Genomic DNA, 15025 nt, shown 5'->3' with positions numbered 1-15025 from the left:
ACTGATGAGGATAAGCTAGAGGCAATATTCCATTGGTACACCCAGGCTACACATAAGCTTTGGCGGCGAGGGCAGATTAGAGCAATCCTGAAGGATTGCCCTGCCAGGACGATTCGCGTTCGCGTAGGTACGGATGAGGGAGAGGTTGCCCCATGCGGATTCAAGGATGGGGAGCGTTTGCTCGCGTCAGAAGAGACTCTGAAGCGGATCCCACCATGCAACCATCCGTTTTGTAGCTGCAGCTGGACGCTCGGCTGACATCTCATCGTATGCCAATAAAATCAAGGGAAGGCTCAATGAAAAAAGAAGTTCGGAAGGCAGCAACGCTGCTCGGAACAGCCCTACTAGCCGCATCCGGCTTCGCTCATGGCGGGGAATTAACTGACAACGTGGACCGCTTCTCCGGTGATCGAAACATCGTCTGGAGAGCGCTACCCGCAACAAAGGATGAATTCTCCTTCTCGTCCACCGTAGTTATTCGTGAGGGCGGTGCGCGCCGCGCCTACGATGGGAATCTCATTACTTATGGGAGTCGCGGGCGATTCGCCAACTGCAATCAGTCCCTGTGGCTGGTTGATGGGCGAAGGGCTCCGAATATTCAGACCGAGTACAAGTCCACGCGGACGTCAGACAGCGTCATTGAGCTTTTCTACCTCACCAACCCTAAAGAAACGCTCCCTGTCTTAGCTGCGGCAAAGACTGTTGAGTTCAGGATTTGCAATCAAGAAGGCCAGATCAGCAAGGCTGATCTAGATGGTATTCGGCAGGTTCTACAGCGCGCAGGAGAAAGCAACTAGCTACCAGCCCTGCAAGGCTAAAGCCTGAGGCGTTAGGATTTTCGCCTGTTCCAAAATACCTCCCGCTCTTCCGTGGGGATGATCGTCCTGCCTGCTTCTGCAGGAAGGACCTTCACCCAGGCCAAGGATGGCCACCCACGCGGAGAGCGTCATGCCCCATTCCAGCCGTAAACCCATCTACCGCCGTGGCCCGCGCCAGACGGTGATGGCCGTGCTTACCCTTCTCCTGTTCCTCGCCCTGGCCGCCATCCGGCCGGAGCAGCTCCTGGTCGTGCTCTACAAGGCCGGACTGGTGACTCTGGCGGTTGTAGTCGGCTACTGGGCCGACCGCAGCTTGTTCCTGGTTGAAGCCCGCCCGCACGAGTGCATTGGCGGTATTCACATCGTTGGTGCTTGGGTTCGTCGCGCGATCATTGTCGGCGCTGTCGTCCTCGGCATGACGCTGGGGCTCTGACATGCGCATCCTTGTCATTGGAAGCGCTCTGGCGCTGGCCCTTATCGGCTCTGCTGGTTTCGCAGCCGACACCATCCCGGTGCAGGCTGAGCAATACCGTCGCACACTCGTCCGCGCTGCCCACGCCGAGTGGGGCCTGGACGCACCGGTCGCCACCTTTGCCGCTCAGGTACATCAAGAGAGCCGCTGGCGTGCTGATGCACGGTCGCCGGCTGGCGCGCAGGGCTTGTCGCAATTCATGCCAAGCACTGCGGAATGGGTTTCGGGCCTGTACCCCGCAGCCTTGGGGGCCAACCAGCCTTTCAATCCCGGCTGGGCACTGCGCGCCCTGGTCACTTATGACCGCTACCTCTACGCCCGTAACCAGGCCACCAGCGAGTGCCACCGCTGGGGATTCGTCCTGTCCGCCTACAACGGCGGTCAGGGATGGGTGAACCGCGATCGCAGACTGGCCTCGGCTTCCGGCGCCGATCAGCTGGCCTGGTTTGATTCCGTCGAGCGCTTCAACGCGGGGCGCTCGGCCTCGAACTTCCGCGAGAACCGCGACTACCCCCGCCTGATCCTGCTGCGCTACGAACGCCTCTACAGCGAATGGGGCGATGGCGTATGCGCCGAGAGGTACGTGCTATGAGCGAGATGAAGACGCCGTTTGCCGAAGTCCGCGCTGAATTCCGTGCGCGCTCTCCACACCGCTGGTTTTGGTTCCGGGAATGGCTGAAAGAGACCATTGGGCCAGCGCTGAAGGACGCCCTTCGCATCGTTGTTCTGTCCATTGTTCTGTATGCATTGGGGCTTTCCCTCGGTAAGGGCTTCGCCACCGGCGTCAGCCAAAGCTTTCACTTGAACGTGCGTCTGCAGGTGTCCGAATGAAGCGCCTGTACCTCGGCTGCCTGATGGCGCAGGCCTTCTCGTCGATGGCGCTCGTTGCCGCCTCTGCCAACTTCCTCACCGCCAAGGAGCTGTACTGCTCGCCGGTCCCGCGCGATCGGCACGGCAAGTCAGGCGTGGCCAAAGCGAAGCGCAAGGCCCGCCAGTACAAGCGCCGGAGAGCACACCATGGTCGTGCCTAACTGGATTCGGGGCTTGGTGCCTGTTCTGGTCTGTGCGGCCTTGGTGGCCACCGTGATGCTCAATGGCCAGGCGCGTTACGACGAAGGGTTCAAGAAGGCCAAGGCCGACGGCGACAAGGCGCTGGCCGAGCTGCGCGAGCAACACGCCAACGAGCGCACCAAAGCCGCCCAGGACAACCTCCAGCAGTACCAACAACAGGTCGCACGGGCCAACCAGGCCGAGGAGCGCTTCCTCGGCGCCCAGGACCAGATCGACAACCTGCAGCACCAGCTCTCGGAGCGCATCGCCCATGTCTCGACTCAATACCGCCCGGCACCAGGTGCTGCCCCTGTGCCTGCTCCTCGCTTCGTTGTCACTTGTGGCTGGCTGCGGGACTACAACCGCGCCCTCGGCGCCGATCTGCCCGCCCCAGCAGCCTGCCGATCTCCCGCCAGCGCTGAAAAAACGACCTGGCCCGCCCCCGGCGCTGACACCGAGCTACTGGAAAGCGGCGTCAGCGCGGCTGACATCCTGGCCCATGCCCGCGACTACGGGAAATGGGCCCTCACCAACCTGGCGCAGCTGAACGCGCTGCTGGACGTACACAACAAGGAAACTCGCTGATGGATCTGGACTTCGTGCTGCGCGCCGGTCAGTTCGCATTTACCGCCCTGGTGGGCCTCTATTCGCTGGCCGCCGCACGTCGATCCAGCACGAAGGCCGAGGCCGATCAGCTGACGGATCGGCTGTCGTCCCAGGACAACCGAATCCTCACCCTGGAGCAGCAGATGCTCCATTTGCCGGACAGCCAGCAGCTGTCGGAGCTGGTCGGCGACATGAAAGCCATGCGTGCTGAGCTGTCGGGGTTGGCCAAAGCGCTGGACCCTTTGACCCGCTCGGTCGATCGCATCAATGACTACCTGCTCAGCGAGAGACGCTCATGACCAACACCTACTCCGACTTCATCAGCCAGGACCGCCGCCTGGTGATCCTTCGCATCCTGGCCGAAATGCCGACCTACCAGGCCAATAGCTCGGTGCTGCACACCGTGCTGGGGCAATGGGGCCACGATCCGAGCCGTGACCAGGTCAAGGGTGAGCTGCGCTGGCTCGAGGAGCAGCAACTGGTGAAGATCGAGGACGTCAGCAACGGCGCAGTACTGGTGGCGAAACTCACTGAGCGTGGCGCCGACGTTGCCGCCGGGCGCGCTCGCGTCGACGGCGTTAAGCGTCCGGGGGCCTGACCATGGGGCGCAAGTCCAGCATCGAGAAGCTCGAACCAGCAGTCCGCTCGCACATCGAGCGCTGCCTTCGCGAGAACAGGCTCACCCTGGATGAGCTGATCGACGACCTGGTGGCGCGCTTCCCGAGCGAGCAGAAGCCCAGTCGCTCGGCGATCGGGCGTTACAAGCTCAGCTTCGACGAGATGACCAAGCGGCTGCGGGAGCAGGAAGCCATGGGCCGGCTGCTGGTCGAGGAACTGGGCGAGAACCCGGACGACCGAGCTGGCGCTCTGATGGTGCAGTCCATTACCACCCTGACCACCCATGCCGCCATGGGGGCACAGGTCGACAAAGAGACTACAGTCGATGACGTGCGCAAGCTGGCCCGCGCCGCCAAGGACGTACTTGCGGCCCGTAAGGTCAGCCGTGAAGAGCGGCGAGCGATCGAGCGCGAGGCCCGCGAGAAGTTGCTCCAGGAGCAGGAGCAGCGCCTGGAGGAGCAACGCGGCAGTGACGGCATGAGTGAGCAGCTCGAAAACCGCATCCGCGGCATCCTGTTGGGGAAAGCCTGACATGGCCATGCGTGCGACTGCAGCCGATCTCGGCAAAGGCATCAAGGCCACCAGTGTGCCGCGGAAGATCGATCTCGCTGAAGAGATGGCGCTGCACGGTGTTGAGGTGCCCCAGGAAATCGCGGAGGCCATTCCGGTCAACGACGCCGTCTTCCTTGGATACCAGCAGCGCTGGTTCGAGGACGAGAGCCAGATCATGATCGCGGAGAAGTCCCGCCGAACCGGCCTGACATGGGCCGAGGCTGGACGCAACGTGATCAACGCCGCAAAGCCCCGCAGCCGCGGTGGCTGCAACACCTTCTACGTTGGCAGCAAGCAGGAGATGGCGCTGGAGTACATCGCCGCCTGCGCGCTATTCGCCAAGGCCTTCAACGAGCTGGCCGAGGCGGACGTCTACGAGCAGACCTTCTGGGATGACGGTAGGAAAGAGGAAATCCTCACCTACATGATCCGCTTTCCGAAGTCCGGCCGGAAGATTCAGGCGCTGAGCAGTCGCCCGAGCAACCTGCGTGGCCTGCAGGGCGACGTCGTGATCGACGAGGCCGGTTTCCACGAGTCTCTGGAAGAACTGCTGAAGGCCGCCCTGGCGCTGACCATGTGGGGCAACAAGGTCCGCTTGATCAGCACCCACAACGGCGTGGACAACCCGTTCAATCAGTACATCCAGGACGCCCGCGAGGGCCGGAAGGACTACAGCATCCACCGGATCACCCTGGACGATGCGATCGCCGAAGGCCTGTACAAGCGCATCTGCTTTGTCACCGGGCAGACCTGGTCGCCTGAGGCTGAGAAGAAGTGGCGCGACGGCCTGTACAAGAACGCCCCCAACACCGAGTCGGCCGAAGAGGAGTACGGCTGCGTCCCGAAGAAGTCCGGCGGCGCGTACCTTTCGCGCGTGCTGATCGAGCAGGCGATGGTCCAAGACCACTCGATTCGGATCTACCGCTACGAGGCGCCGGCCGGCTTCGAGAGCTGGACTCCTGCGATGCGCGAGGCCGAGATCCGCACCTGGTGCGAAGAGAACCTTCGACCGGAGCTGGCTCGCCTCAGCGACCAGGATCGCCACACCTTCGGCGAGGACTTTGCGCGCCGTGGCGACCTGTCCGTCTTCACGCCCTTGTCGATCTCGCCGACCCTGCGCAAGCGTGTGCCGTTCCAGGTCGAGCTGCGGAACCTCACCTATGAGGCCCAGCGCGACATCATGTTCTACATCTGCGATCGCTTGCCGCGCCTCAGTGGCCTGGCATTCGATGCCACTGGCAACGGTGGTTACCTGGCGGAGCAGGCCGCGCTGAAATACGGCGCAGGCTTGGTTGACCAGGTGCAGTTGAACCTCTCCTGGTACGCCCTGTGGATGCCGAAGCTCAAGGGCGAGTTCGAGGCATTCAACCTGGAGATCCCGCGACACCAGAGTGAGCTGGATGACCTGCTCTCGATCAAGGTCGAGAAAGGCATCCCGGTTATCGACAAGGGCCGCACCAAGGACCTGGAGTCCGCCAGCGGCAAGGGCAAGCGCCACGGCGACGCAGCCATCTCTCTGGTCATGGCCGTCCGGGCCAGCTTCATGGAAGGCGGCGAGATCGCCTTCACGGCGCTGCCACGGCAAAGCCGCGGCTTCGACAACGTCCAGGACCACGACAACGACATTGAACTACCGGAGCCATCCGCATGGTGATGCAAACGCTACGCGCCACTGTCGCGCGCATTTTCGGGCAGCAGAGCATGGCCGATGCTGACCTGAAGGAAGCCCAGACCGCCCACCTGACAAGCCTTCACCAGGAAGTTGCTGGCCACCCTTCGCGCGGCCTGACGCCCTCGAAGCTCGCTGCGATCCTGGATGCCGCTGAGCAAGGCGACATCGTTGCCCAGTACGAGCTGTTCGAGGACATGGAGGAGAAGGACGGCCATATTCACGCCGACATGTCCAAGCGCCGCCGTGCTGTGGCCCAGCTGGACTGGGATATCGTTCCGCCGGATAACGCCACTGCCAAGGAGAAGGAAGCCGCAGCCACGCTGTACAGCCTGATGCAGGGGCTGGACGACTTCGAGGAGGTGCTCTTCGACACCACCGATGCGATCGGCAAAGCGTTTGTTTGCCAGGAGTTCGACGGCTGGGAGCGCATCGACGGCAATTGGCTGCCCAAAGCGATCATCCATCGACCCCAGTCCTGGTTCCAGCTGCCCCGCGGCAACCGTCAGGAGATCCGCTTGCGCGGCCCCCTGGATGGCACTCCGTTGCAGCCCTTCGGCTGGATCACGCATGTCCACAAGGCCAAGAGCGGATACCTGGAGCGCGCTGCGCTGTTCCGAGTCCTGGTCTGGCCCTATCTGTTCAAGAACTACAGCGTCGGCGACCTTGCCGAGTTCCTGGAGATCTACGGCATCCCCATGCGGGTGGGCAAGTACCCCACCGGCGCGACCGAGAAGGAGAAGCTCACGCTTCTGCGCGCTCTCGCGGCGCTTGGCCACAACGCCGCCGGGATCATTCCCAATGGTATGGAGCTGGATTTCCTTGATGCCGCCACGGGCGACCCTGCGGCCTTCCAACTGATGATCGAGTGGTGCGAACGCACCCAGTCCAAGGCCATCCTTGGCGGAACCCTGACCAGCCAGGCCGACGGCAAGACGTCGACCAACGCCCTGGGCAACGTACACAACGAGGTGCGCAAGGACCTGCGGGACTCAGACGCCAAGTTGGTGGCCAAGTCGCTCAGCCGCGACCTGGTGTATCCGATCGCGGCCCTCAACGGTCTGGTCGATAGCTGGGGGCGCTGCCCGCGCCTGGTCTTCGACGTCCAGGAAGCGGAGGACCTGACCGCCTATGCGACTGCACTGCCGGCATTGGTGAAGATCGGCTTCAAGGTTCCTCGCAGCTGGGCGCAGCAGCGGCTGGCAATCCCCGAACCGGCCGAAGGCGAGGAAGTGCTTGGCGTAGCAACGGATCCAGCAGCGCAGCCGGAATCTGTAGCTCCTTCCGGCACTGCTGTTGCCACCGCACAAGTCGCGGCGCCGAGGACTGCGGTGGAGCAGCTGGACGACGCAATGCGTCCGAGCACCGATCAATGGATCGATCAGATCCGCGCCCTGGTGCAGAACGCAGCCAGTCTGGACGATATCCGCGACGGCCTGGAGCAGCTGCTGCCGGGCATGAGCCTTGATCAGTACGCAGCAGCCATGGCCCAGGCCTTGGCCGCTGCTGCGCTGCAGGGCCGCGTCGAGATCCTGCAGGAGGTGGCAGGTGGCGCTTAAAGCGACCAAGCTGCAGTTCGCCGAGCAGAACCAGTTCTTCCGGCGCAAGCTCAACCTGCCGACCAATGCCTGGACGGACATCTACACCCGCGAATATGACTATGCCTTCGTCGTCGCAGGAGCCAACCGCGACGACCTGGTGCAGGACTTCCGCCAGGCGGTGGAGAAGGCGATCGTCGACGGAGTCATCCTCGAAGACTTCCGCAAGGACTTCGACCGTATCGTCGCCAAGTACGGCTGGAGCTATCGGGGCGGCCGCAACTGGCGCAGTCGCGTGATCTACGAGACCAACATGCGCAGCAGCTACATGGCCGGGCGCTATGAGCAGCTCATGGCCGTGCGGGAGGATCGGCCTTACTGGCAGTACCTGCACAGTGATGCGGTCGAGCACCCACGGCCGGAGCATGAAGCCTGGGATGGCATGATCCTGCGCTGGGATGATCCCTGGTGGCAGTACCACTTCCCCATCAACGCCTGGGGCTGCCAGTGCAGCGTCCGCGCGCTCAGCGATGACGACCTGGCCCGCATGGGCAAGAAAGGTCCGGATGAGGCTCCGCCGATCGTTTGGCAGACCCGCACCATTGGCCAGAACAGCCCGGACGGGCCCCGTGTTGTCGAGGTGCCAGAGGGTATTGATCCAGGGTTCGAGTACATGCCGGGGCAGGCCAGGCTGGATACAGCCGTACCCCAGCCTCGGGATGATGGGCCCACGCCGCCCGCGCCTGCATTGCCCAACCACCCGGCAACGGATCCGCTGCCTGCTCCGCGTCCAGTTCCCGCCAGTCAGGTCCTGGACGAAGACATGCTCGACACCGATGCGATCAAGCGCTTCCTGCGCCCCTTCGGCGCAACGCTGGAGCAGCCTGCAGTTTTCAGGGGCGTAGGTGGTGAGTCCCTGGTGATCGGCAAGGAGATGTTCGAATCCTCCGCCGATGGCGAGCTGATGATCCATCAGCCTGACCTGGAGAAAAAATGGCTGCTGTTGGTGTCTGAGGCGCTCCAGCAGCCAGCAGAGGTCTGGGTTCGACTGGAGTGGATCGAGGCCCTGCGCAAGGCCGTAGTCCGCCGCCGGTACCTGGCGAGCTTCCAGGTCGAAGGCGAGGATGCTCCCGTCCAGGTGGTTGTTGAGTCGGATGCCAACGGCTGGGCCACCAGCACCAGCAACACACCGGAGAGCCTCCGAGCGATCGAGCAGTATCGCCAGGGTGTGCGGCTCTACCGCGAGGAGTGACGATGAGCGGGATAACCCTGGAGTTCGACAGTGCCCGCGTCATGGCGTCTCTGCAGTCGGCCGTCGACCTGCTGCAGAACCCCGCCTCGATGTTCCGGGACATGGGCGAATACATGCTCCTTGCCCTGGACGTTCGATTCGAGACCAAGACCGCGCCGGACGGAACGCCTTGGCAGGCACTGTCGCCGGCCTACCTGAAACGCAAGAAGAAGAACCAGGACAAGATCCTGGTGCTCGATGGCTACCTGAAGAACACGCTTCGATATCAAGCCAGCGAGAACGAATTGCTCGTTGGCTCGAACCGACCCTATGCCGCCATCCATCACTTCGGCGGTGAGATCCAGATCGCGGCCCGCAGCCAGCAGGCGTACTTCCGTCACGACTCCAAGACCAATGAGGTCTCTCAGCAATTCGTCAGTAAACGGAAGGCCAACTTTGCTCAGTGGGTGTCCTTGGGGCCCTACACGATCAAGATACCGGCACGCCCTTGGCTCGGTACCAGCACCGAAGACGACGACGAGCTGCTCGCCATCGCTCACAAGCACCTCGACAAGGCATTTTCCGGCTTCGGCTCCTGAGCGCCCCAGAGAGGCCTCTGAGGGCGTTTATGGCTGCCGTGGTTCACGTCAGTAGCCAATCGGCGCAGCGACAGCGTTTATAAATCCGCCCTGACGCTTTTCCGCGCTGAGTCGCAGGCGCGATTGCCTCGTTTCCCCGCTCGACCCATCCCCTGCGATTTTCGCACCTTCCAAAATACAGCCGACCTACCAGGCGCCAGAGTGGCGCCATGAACAAAACACAGCTCTCCACCGCCATCGCTCTCGCCGCCTGCAGCTTCGACCTGCAGGCGCCCACTGAGGGCAACCTCATCACTCTCCAGGTGACTCCTGCAGGGCACTTCAAGCCGCGTGATGGTCGGGAGATGAAGGTCCCGTCCTGGTACATCGACCAGGCACTGGCTACGGCGGTGATCAAGCGCTTCGACGCGAAGAAAACGCCGCCGGTCATCGACTACGAGCACCAGACCCTTTGGAAGGAAGAGAACGGCCAGCCAGCACCGGCCGCCGCGTTCTTCCGCTCGCTGGAGTGGAGAGAAGGCAAAGGCCTGTTCGCCACTGCCGAGCTGACCTCCCGCGCCAAGCAGTACATCGCTGAGGGCGAGTACCGCTATTTCAGCCCCGTTTTCCAGTTCGACCTGGTGACCGGTGCCGTCCTCGATCTCCAGATGGGGGCACTCACCAACAACCCGGCGGTAGATGGCATGCAAGCACTCAGCGAGCGTGCCGCCGCCACCTTCCAACTGAACTTCGATCAACCCAACGAGGAAACGCTCGTGAATCCACTGCTGCTTGCGGTGCTTGCCGCCCTCGGCCTGGCCGAGACCACCACTGAAGAGCAGGCCGTTGCCGCGCTCACCGCCCACAAAACCGATCTGGGCTCGCTGCGTAAGCAGCTGGGTGTCGAAGACACCGCTGCCTGCAGTGCGATGGTCGCCGCGTGTACTGGCCTGAAAGCCAAGGCCGCGACCTCCGTTGATCCAGCCACGCACGTCCCGGTCTCCGTCGTCGACCAGCTGAAGGGCGAAATTGCAGCCCTGACCGCTCGCATCGGTGAGCGCGATGACAAGGACATGGACGGCGAGATCAAGGCCGCCCTGGACGATGGCCGTCTGCACAAGAGCATGGAGCCCTGGGCGCGCGAGCTGGGCAAATCCAACCGCGCCTCGCTCACCGCCTACCTCAGTACGGCCAAACCGATTCCCGCTTTGCGTGGATCGCAAACCAATGGTGAACCGCCGGAGCTGGACGAGAAGACCGGTCTCACCGCCGACGAGCTGGCCGTTTGCTCGGCCATGAACATCACCCATGAGGCCTTCAAGGCCGCGAAGGAGGCCTGACCATCATGGCCCTGACGAAAGATCGCAACACGTCGCGCCGCGACGGCATCCAGTTCAGCGACCCGATGGCGGCCGCCGCGAAGATCTTCGCGGGCAGCCTGGTCTGCCTCGACGCTTCGGGTAACGCGGTACCGGGCAGCACCTCGACCACCATCAAGGTCCGTGGCGTTGCCCAGGAGCAGGTCGACAACACCGGTGGCGCTGCAGGTGCGAAGCGCATCGAAACCCGCCGTGGCGTCTTCCAGTTCGCCAACAGCGCGTCGACCGACCAGATCACTCGGGCCGAGATCGGTACCCAGTGCTACATCGTCGACGACCAGACGGTCGCCAAGACCTCCGCCACCAACACCCGCTCGGTTGCCGGTGTCGTCCGCGATGTGGACGACGGCGGTGTCTGGGTCGAGATCTAAGGAGTAGGACTCAGATGATCATCAACCAGCAGAACCTGCGTAACCTCTTCACCGGTTACCGCGCTTCGTTCCAGAACGCCTTCGCGGGCGTTAAACCCGACTTCGAGCAGTTCGTGCTGACGGTGCCGTCCTCGAACTCGGTCGAGCAGTACGGCTGGCTGGGCAGCACCACCGCCTTCCGCGAGTGGATCGGCGATCGCGTAATCCAGAACCTGGCGCTGCACGACTACAGCATCAAGAACAAGACCTTCGAGAACACCGTCGGTGTCAGCCGCGAGAGCATCGAAGACGACAGCTACGGCTTGTTCACTCCGCTGATGGGCCAGCTCGGCCAGGACGCGGCCAACCACCCGTCCACTCTGCTGTATGCGCTGCTGGCTGCCGGCTTCGCCACTACCTGCTACGACGGCCAGTACTTCTTCGATACCGACCACCCGGTAACGACTCTGGCCGGTGGCGAGGGCTCCGTCAGCAACTTCCAGGGTGGCTCGGGCCAAGCCTGGTACCTGCTCGACACCTCCCGGATCATGAAGCCGCTGATCCTGCAGAAGCGTAAGAACTACAACTTCGTCAGTCTCGACAGCGAGAAGGACGAGAACGTGTTCATGCGCAAGGAATACGTCTACGGCGTCGATGCCCGCCTCAACGCCGGTTACGGCCTGTGGCAACTGGCCTATGCGTCCAAGGAGGACCTGGATGTCGACAGCTTCAACGACGCCTACGCATCCATGCAGGGCATGAAGGGTGACAAGGGCAAGGTGCTGGGCATCAGTCCCAAGCTCCTGGTCGTACCGCCGTCCATGCGCGCCCAGGCTCTCGAAGTGGTGAAAGCCGAGAAGAACGCCGCTGGCGCCACCAACATCAACCGCGACGTGGTGGACGTGCTCGTCACCCCGTGGCTGGCCTGATCGAGGGCGGCGACATGGCTCGTAAAACTCAAGAGAAAACTGCAGAGAAGCCCGCCGCCAAGGCGGGTCCTGCGACCGCCGAACAGCAGGGAGGCCTGCCGGCGGGTGCATCGGACGCTGCAGCAGCTGCAGCTCTGGAAGGTGGGGCGCTGGCTGATCCGCCTGCTGCCTCGGCCGGCACGCCCGGCCTGGCGGCGATCGATCCGGCGCTTGCCACCAATCTCGTACAACCCACCGCGAGCGAGGCGCCTGTCGCGGGCGCCGCCCTGGAGCTGGACACCACCAGGGGCACAACCGGGCAGGACGCCCACCTTGATCTTTCGACCGAGGACGTTCGCCCGGTATCTGGCGCTGCCCAGCAGCTTGTGGCCGGTACCGGTGCATCGGAAGACGAGATCGAGGCGTTGTTCATCCGTTCGGTACCCGAGAGCTTCCGTCGTTCCGGCCATCGTTTCACCCGCGAAGGTCACGGCATCGCTCTCGATCTGCTGAGCGATGACCAGGTCGAAGCGCTCGTCAATGACCCGAACCTGGTTGTCGAGCACTGCTGGTTCCCGCGGAAGGACGTGAGCTGACCATGGACTACATCACCCTCGACCACCTCGCCGAGCGTCCTGGTGCGAAGGAGCTGGCCCAGGTAGCCAGCTCCCAGCACCTGCCGATCATCGACTACGCGCTGATGGATGCTTCGCTGCGCGGCGGTGATCGCAGTACCTGGACGCCCGAAGAGGTGGCGGGGGCTGATCTCGTCCTGGACCGAATCACCGAAGCCATGACCGAGGCCGAGAGCATCGTGAATGGCTACCTGGTGAAACGGGGCTACGGCCTTCCGCTGAACCCTGTGCCCAGCCTGGTGACCGGCTGGGTGCGCGATATCGGCCGCTACCTGCTGCACAAAGATCGAATCTCTGATGACAAGGACGCGATCCTGCGCAACTACAAGGACGCGCTGAAGTTCCTGCAGATGGTTGCCGACGGCACCTTCAGCCTTGGCGCGCAGGATCCGATCGCGACCAGCCCCGACCTGGCTGACGTGCGCTTCGATGCCGATGAGAACGTCTTCAGCCGCGAACAGCTGAGGAGCTTCCGGTGAGCAACGCTCCTTTCGACCACCGCCTGGTCATCCAGCGCCTGAAGGAAGCGGTACCGGCCTTGCGCCAAGTCGGGATCGAGGCGGACTTCAAGTCGGTCAAGCAACTCCGGGATTTCCCCACCCCAGCCGCCTACGTGTTGCTGGCCGAGGAGACCGGCGACCCCAAGCCCACGGGCAACAGTGCCGGCGCGGCGCGTCAGCGGGTCGGTGCCTTGTTCGGCGTCGTGCTGGCTGTCCGCAGCTATCGGTACGACCAGCTGGCTGATGCGGCCGATGACCTGCGATCAATCCTCGACCAGGTACGCGGCGCGTTGGTGGGCTGGGTGCCGGATCTGCCCCTGGCCAGGGGCGCCCAGTTCGTCACCGGCAAGGTGCTGGACTCCGACGACACCACGCTCCTCTGGGGCGAGATCTACACCACCCAACACTCCATCGGGAGATAACCATGACCACCCCCGCCAAGAACACCCAAGGCGCCAATTCGGGCGATGCGCAGCTGGAGAAGGTAAAGCTCATCGCCCCCCACAAGCACGCAGGCAAGAAGCTCCAGGAGGGTGAAGAGATCGAGGTCAACTCGATCGAGAAAGCGTTCCTCCTGCAGCACAAGAAGATTGCCGGCACCCCTCAGAACGCGGCCGCAGCCGCCAAGGAGTAACCCATGTCGCAGCTGTTTTCGTTCCAGGGCAAGGTCTGGTCGGGCGAGCGCCTGGCCAATGGCAGCCTCAGTCGCCCGGTCTGGGCCGGCAACGTGCCGGCATGCAGCCTGAAGCTTTCCACCAGTGCTACCGACAAGGTCGAGTCCTTCAGCGGTAAGCGGCTGCAGTATGGCCGCCTGCAGAAGGGCACCACCGCGCAGATCGACATCACCTTCGATGAATGGCTGCCGAAGAACATCGCGGCCGCAATCTGGGCAACCCAGGTGGCGCTGAGCGCGGATACCGTGACCGGTGAGCTGCTGGAGGCTGGCCTGGTCGCAGGCGACTTCGTGAAGCTGGATGGCAACTTCGTGTCCTCGGTGGTGCTGACCGACAGCAACCCGACCCCGGCCACACTGGTGGCTGGCACCGACTACCGCGTCGAGTCGCCCAACTCCGGCCTGATCGAGCTGCTCAACGTCACCGGCAAGACCCAGCCGATCAAGGCCGCTTATGCGACTGCGGCCGCCGAAGCCTTCACCATGTTCACTGCGCCGCCGCCGGAGCGCTACATCCTCCTGGATGGCGTCAACACCGAGACCAACGAGCCGGTCATCGTCACGCTCTACCGCTGCAAGTTCGACCCGGTGAGCGACCTGGCCTTCATCAACGAAGACTATGGCAACTTCCAGCTGACTGGCAGCGTGCTCTACGACGAGCTGAACGCCGCCAACGAAGAGCTGGGTGGCTTCGGTCGTATCGTTCAGAAGACCGCCTGACCGTGGGCAAGAAGGTAGATCGCCCCGCCAAGCCCGCACCGGCCGCCAAGGCCGGTGCGGACGATCTTCAGGTTCTGAATCCGAACCGTGAGCTGGAGATCGAGGGCCGCAAGATCACGGTTCGAGAGTATGGCTTCGTCGAGGGGCTGGGACTTCGGCCGCTGATGCAACCCTTCCTGGATGACCTGTACGTCATCATGAAGGGGGCCGGCGTGCCGGAACTCGAAGCGGTCATCGGCGTGCTCGGCAAACACAACGACATGGTCGTCACGTTGATGGCGACCTCGGCAAACGTGGACGAGTCGTGGATCCGCAGCCTGCCGCAACGTCCTGGCAAGCTGCTGCTCTACGTGTGGTGGATCGTCAACGGCCCTTTCTTTGTGGGCGAGGTAACCGATCGCCTGCAGCAGGAGCGGTTCGTGGCGCAGCTAAAAGCGCCCGCTGGGCAGACATCTATGCCAGCCTCATCGCCGGAGGATATGGAACCCCCGCCACCATCGGTCTGATGACCGAGCGTCAGATCCTGCTCCTTCATGACGCCGAGCTACGGCGCCGCAAGCGTCAGCGCGCTGAGGATCTGATCGACATCAACCACGCATTCGCTGGTGGTGACCACGCCTCGCAACAATTGAAGAAGCTCCAGGCCTAACGGCCTGGGGCGTTTTCGCGCGTTCCAGAATACCTCCCACAGCCAGTAGGCAAACATTCGAGCCATCCCTATCCAAGTG

Annotated in this window: 23 protein-coding genes; all 23 read left to right on the top strand. The window is 63.1% G+C overall.

Going from position 1 to position 15025, the window contains the following annotated elements; all coding sequences use genetic code 11:
- Nucleotides 1-296 precede the first annotated feature (296 nt).
- The 23 genes from L6D89_RS14800 to L6D89_RS14690 all read left to right on the top strand — a co-directional run bounded on the left by L6D89_RS14800 (nucleotide 297) and on the right by L6D89_RS14690 (nucleotide 14946).
- Nucleotides 297-797, top strand: a complete 501-nt coding sequence (locus tag L6D89_RS14800) for a hypothetical protein (RefSeq protein ID WP_236200265.1) — start codon at nucleotides 297-299, stop codon at nucleotides 795-797.
- A gap of 151 nt (nucleotides 798-948) precedes the next feature.
- Nucleotides 949-1251 (top strand): putative holin, encoded by a 303-nt coding sequence (locus L6D89_RS14795; protein ID WP_236200264.1) that lies wholly within the window; start codon nucleotides 949-951, stop codon nucleotides 1249-1251.
- 1 nt (nucleotide 1252) lies between these two features.
- The gene (locus L6D89_RS14790) at nucleotides 1253-1882 is read left to right on the top strand and encodes a transglycosylase SLT domain-containing protein (protein ID WP_236200263.1); all 630 of its coding nucleotides are present in this window, start codon (nucleotides 1253-1255) and stop codon (nucleotides 1880-1882) included.
- Nucleotides 1879-2121 carry a hypothetical protein gene (locus L6D89_RS14785; protein WP_236200262.1) on the top strand — a complete coding sequence of 81 codons (243 nt, stop codon included), beginning with the start codon at nucleotides 1879-1881 and terminating at the stop codon, nucleotides 2119-2121. Before L6D89_RS14790 ends, L6D89_RS14785 begins: the two co-directional genes overlap by 4 nt.
- A complete protein-coding gene (locus tag L6D89_RS14780) occupies nucleotides 2118-2321 on the top strand; it encodes a hypothetical protein (protein ID WP_236200261.1) in 204 nt (67 codons plus the stop codon). The genes L6D89_RS14785 and L6D89_RS14780 overlap by 4 nt, the downstream gene beginning before the upstream one ends.
- A complete protein-coding gene (locus L6D89_RS14775) occupies nucleotides 2308-2925 on the top strand; it encodes a lysis protein (RefSeq protein WP_236200260.1) in 618 nt (205 codons plus the stop codon). The genes L6D89_RS14780 and L6D89_RS14775 overlap by 14 nt, the downstream gene beginning before the upstream one ends.
- Nucleotides 2925-3245: a DUF2730 family protein gene (locus L6D89_RS14770; protein ID WP_236200259.1), complete on the top strand. Its 321-nt coding sequence runs from the start codon at nucleotides 2925-2927 to the stop codon at nucleotides 3243-3245. Before L6D89_RS14775 ends, L6D89_RS14770 begins: the two co-directional genes overlap by 1 nt.
- Complete coding sequence (locus L6D89_RS14765) at nucleotides 3242-3544, top strand: VpaChn25_0724 family phage protein (protein WP_236200258.1); 303 nt, start codon at nucleotides 3242-3244, stop codon at nucleotides 3542-3544. Before L6D89_RS14770 ends, L6D89_RS14765 begins: the two co-directional genes overlap by 4 nt.
- Nucleotides 3545-3546: 2 nt before the next feature.
- Nucleotides 3547-4095 carry a phage protein Gp27 family protein gene (locus L6D89_RS14760; protein WP_236200257.1) on the top strand — a complete coding sequence of 183 codons (549 nt, stop codon included), beginning with the start codon at nucleotides 3547-3549 and terminating at the stop codon, nucleotides 4093-4095.
- A 1-nt stretch (nucleotide 4096) separates the two neighbouring features.
- Nucleotides 4097-5770 carry a hypothetical protein gene (locus tag L6D89_RS14755; protein ID WP_236200256.1) on the top strand — a complete coding sequence of 558 codons (1674 nt, stop codon included), beginning with the start codon at nucleotides 4097-4099 and terminating at the stop codon, nucleotides 5768-5770.
- Nucleotides 5764-7344 carry a DUF935 domain-containing protein gene (locus tag L6D89_RS14750; protein ID WP_236200255.1) on the top strand — a complete coding sequence of 527 codons (1581 nt, stop codon included), beginning with the start codon at nucleotides 5764-5766 and terminating at the stop codon, nucleotides 7342-7344. Before L6D89_RS14755 ends, L6D89_RS14750 begins: the two co-directional genes overlap by 7 nt.
- On the top strand, nucleotides 7334-8575 hold the full coding sequence (locus tag L6D89_RS14745; protein WP_236200254.1) for a PBECR2 nuclease fold domain-containing protein: 1242 nt from the start codon (nucleotides 7334-7336) through the stop codon (nucleotides 8573-8575). Before L6D89_RS14750 ends, L6D89_RS14745 begins: the two co-directional genes overlap by 11 nt.
- A 2-nt stretch (nucleotides 8576-8577) precedes the next feature.
- Nucleotides 8578-9153, top strand: coding sequence for a phage virion morphogenesis protein (locus L6D89_RS14740; RefSeq protein ID WP_236200253.1), 576 nt, complete (start codon nucleotides 8578-8580; stop codon nucleotides 9151-9153).
- 209 nt (nucleotides 9154-9362) lie between these two features.
- Entirely contained in the window at nucleotides 9363-10472 is a 1110-nt protein-coding gene (locus L6D89_RS14735; RefSeq protein ID WP_236200252.1) for a phage protease, read from the top strand.
- A 5-nt stretch (nucleotides 10473-10477) separates the two neighbouring features.
- Nucleotides 10478-10882, top strand: a complete 405-nt coding sequence (locus tag L6D89_RS14730) for a hypothetical protein (RefSeq protein WP_236200251.1) — start codon at nucleotides 10478-10480, stop codon at nucleotides 10880-10882.
- Nucleotides 10883-10896: 14 nt separating this feature from the next.
- Nucleotides 10897-11790: a Mu-like prophage major head subunit gpT family protein gene (locus L6D89_RS14725; protein ID WP_236200250.1), complete on the top strand. Its 894-nt coding sequence runs from the start codon at nucleotides 10897-10899 to the stop codon at nucleotides 11788-11790.
- Nucleotides 11778-12365: a hypothetical protein gene (locus L6D89_RS14720; protein ID WP_236200249.1), complete on the top strand. Its 588-nt coding sequence runs from the start codon at nucleotides 11778-11780 to the stop codon at nucleotides 12363-12365. The genes L6D89_RS14725 and L6D89_RS14720 overlap by 13 nt, the downstream gene beginning before the upstream one ends.
- 2 nt (nucleotides 12366-12367) lie before the next feature.
- Entirely contained in the window at nucleotides 12368-12883 is a 516-nt protein-coding gene (locus tag L6D89_RS14715) for a gp436 family protein (RefSeq protein WP_236200248.1), read from the top strand.
- Nucleotides 12880-13326 carry a phage tail terminator protein gene (locus L6D89_RS14710; RefSeq protein WP_236200247.1) on the top strand — a complete coding sequence of 149 codons (447 nt, stop codon included), beginning with the start codon at nucleotides 12880-12882 and terminating at the stop codon, nucleotides 13324-13326. Before L6D89_RS14715 ends, L6D89_RS14710 begins: the two co-directional genes overlap by 4 nt.
- A gap of 2 nt (nucleotides 13327-13328) precedes the next feature.
- Nucleotides 13329-13538 (top strand): DUF7210 family protein, encoded by a 210-nt coding sequence (locus L6D89_RS14705; protein WP_236200246.1) that lies wholly within the window; start codon nucleotides 13329-13331, stop codon nucleotides 13536-13538.
- 3 nt (nucleotides 13539-13541) lie between these two features.
- The gene (locus L6D89_RS14700) at nucleotides 13542-14297 is read left to right on the top strand and encodes a phage tail tube protein (RefSeq protein WP_236200245.1); all 756 of its coding nucleotides are present in this window, start codon (nucleotides 13542-13544) and stop codon (nucleotides 14295-14297) included.
- A gap of 2 nt (nucleotides 14298-14299) precedes the next feature.
- Nucleotides 14300-14803, top strand: a complete 504-nt coding sequence (locus L6D89_RS14695) for a DUF6631 family protein (RefSeq protein ID WP_236200244.1) — start codon at nucleotides 14300-14302, stop codon at nucleotides 14801-14803.
- Complete coding sequence (locus tag L6D89_RS14690; protein ID WP_164488252.1) at nucleotides 14803-14946, top strand: hypothetical protein; 144 nt, start codon at nucleotides 14803-14805, stop codon at nucleotides 14944-14946. The genes L6D89_RS14695 and L6D89_RS14690 overlap by 1 nt, the downstream gene beginning before the upstream one ends.
- The last annotated feature ends 79 nt before the right edge of the window (nucleotides 14947-15025 follow it).

The sequence above is a fragment of the Pseudomonas pseudonitroreducens genome (assembly GCF_021603645.1).
GTDB classification, from domain to species: domain Bacteria; phylum Pseudomonadota; class Gammaproteobacteria; order Pseudomonadales; family Pseudomonadaceae; genus Pseudomonas; species Pseudomonas pseudonitroreducens.
This window is presented reverse-complemented; position numbering and strand designations above follow the sequence as displayed.